The following is a 2087-nucleotide window of genomic DNA, read 5'->3' on the forward strand; positions in this document are numbered from 1 at the left end:
GTATGGATCATGATATGTCTTCAATGAAAGATATGAATCATGATATGTCTTCTATGAAAGGCATGAATCACGATATGTCTTCTATGAAAGGTATGAATCATGATATGCCGATGAATAGCGCTACTGTTAAGGCGGCTTCAGACAAGAATGATAATACCGTATTTGGATGGGCAAATGCTTCAACACCTGAAGGTAATAAAGCATTGCAATATAGTGATTTGCAATCGTTAGATCCTCAAAAAGACACTCGTGCAGCTGAACGTGAAATAGAGATCCGTCTTGGTGGAAACATGGAGCGTTATATTTGGACAATAAATGGTAAAAAATTTAATGAAGCCGACCCACTAGTGGTGAAGTATGGTGAACGTATTCGCTTAAAATTTGTCAATGACAGTATGATGGCTCACCCAATGCACTTACATGGCATGTTTATGCAGCTTGAGAATGGTCAGGATCCAAGCAATATGCCAAACAAACATACGGTAATTGTTCCACCTGGGAAAACGATAACCACTCTACTCACAGCTGATGAGTTAGGTGAGTGGGCTATTCATTGTCACCTGCTTTACCATATGAGTGCAGGAATGATGAATAAACTCATTGTAGCTCAAGTGGAAGATGGTAATTCTACAAAGACTGTTGCTCAGCCCCCAATAAGTGAGAAGGGAGTAAATCCACATGCAAATCACTAAGAATTTCTTCTCAAAAACAGTCTTATCAATTGCATTAATAAGTATATCAAACTTAACTTTTGCTAATAGCAGCACTTCGGAACAAGAAAGTAATATTACAAATGGTATGAGAGTCTTATTACAGGAGTCTGGTGGCTTAAGATATAGCCCCCAAGAATTGTATCCAGAATATTATTCAATGGAAAATGCAAATGGGGGAGATAATATTATTCTGACCGCAAGAAAGAGATCAGCCCCATCTCATGATGATCATCTTAAAGAACATGGTGGACAAATTTATCAAACGACAAAATTTGAAAATGAATGGATGGTTGATGAAGACGGTAAGGGCAACCTAGGAACAAAGTTTGAAACTTTAATTGGAACAGATGAAAATCGTCTATTTATTGAAGCCAATTCGGAAAAGTCAGAAAGTAATGATCCAAAATATGCTGTATCAGCACTTTATAGCCGTAACGTAGCCCCATTTTGGGATGTACAAGCTGGGGTAAGATATAGTGAAGATAAAAATAACAGCAGCAGCGATCGAGTGGATGGGGTTATTGGTATATTAGGTCTAGCTCCTTATTTCTTTGAAACTCAGGCTTATTTATATGGTGGTGAAAATAATTTTTGGGGAGCTAGTTTTGAATTAGAGCGTGATTTGCTTTTAACTCAGAAACTTATTACTCAACCTTATATCGAAGCAGATGTAATATTTAGCGATGATTCTAACTATGCTGCAAAATCAGGTTTATCAGAACTAAAAACTGGTATCAAAACCCGATATGAGATTACTAAGCGAATTAAACCTTTCATTGATGTTGCTTACCAATATGAAAAAGGACAGAAAGCCACTTCTATGCAAGAGGCAACAGAGTCTGAAAAGGGATGGAAATATGGTGCAGGCATCGAATTAGTTTTTTAAAATAGTATGATTTGGATTCATGAATGGTAGCTTCGGCTACTATTCATGAATTATTACTATTTATTTTCGAATCTGTAAAACTAAAAAAGCTTAATTTTTGGTCTATTTTTATGCAGTGGTTAAAAACATGCTTATCGCTGTTTTTATCGTTTGCTATTCTTTTAGTAGGATCGGCTGCTACTACTTCGTCTGTACATCATCGGTGTTTAATGCCATCTGAATAGATGCATGTGGCATAGCCGTCTTCATCGATTTGAATCCTAAAGTGGCCCTAATGATCCGCTTTAGCTTGCCATGATTACATTCGATCACGTTATTTTTATACTTAACCTGCCTGTGCTCAAGATCTGGTGGACATTTTCTTTCCCATTTTAACCGTGACAAAGCACCTCCATATGTGTGCTTTATCTGTATCTATCACTTGTGGGTAAGCGTCCGCTGAACCCCATGCCTATTTTTTAATTTGAGTTGGATTTCCAGCGATGTGG

At 37.3% G+C, this 2087-nt stretch carries 2 protein-coding genes and 2 pseudogenes; 3 read left to right on the plus strand and 1 reads right to left on the minus strand.

Annotated features, from left to right (window positions below; genetic code table 11):
* The 3 genes and pseudogenes from F986_RS18620 to F986_RS18020 form a co-directional block, all read left to right on the plus strand.
* The coding region (locus F986_RS18620) for a multicopper oxidase domain-containing protein (RefSeq protein ID WP_004695747.1) at positions 1 to 692 on the plus strand (692 nt) is incomplete at its 5' end.
* Positions 679 to 1599, plus strand: coding sequence for a copper resistance protein B (locus F986_RS12920; protein ID WP_004695749.1), 921 nt, complete (start codon positions 679 to 681; stop codon positions 1597 to 1599). The genes F986_RS18620 and F986_RS12920, both read left to right, overlap by 14 nt.
* A gap of 23 nt (positions 1600 to 1622) precedes the next feature.
* A pseudogene (locus tag F986_RS18020) lies at positions 1623 to 1820 on the plus strand (hypothetical protein); the annotation flags it as partial.
* A 16-nt stretch (positions 1821 to 1836) separates the two neighbouring features.
* On the opposite strand, the pseudogene F986_RS12925 reads toward F986_RS18020, so the two are convergent.
* Positions 1837 to 2026, minus strand: a pseudogene (locus F986_RS12925) (DDE-type integrase/transposase/recombinase); the annotation flags it as partial.
* Positions 2027 to 2087 lie beyond the last annotated feature (61 nt).

The organism is Acinetobacter johnsonii CIP 64.6 (genome assembly GCF_000368045.1).
Classification (GTDB): domain Bacteria; phylum Pseudomonadota; class Gammaproteobacteria; order Pseudomonadales; family Moraxellaceae; genus Acinetobacter; species Acinetobacter johnsonii.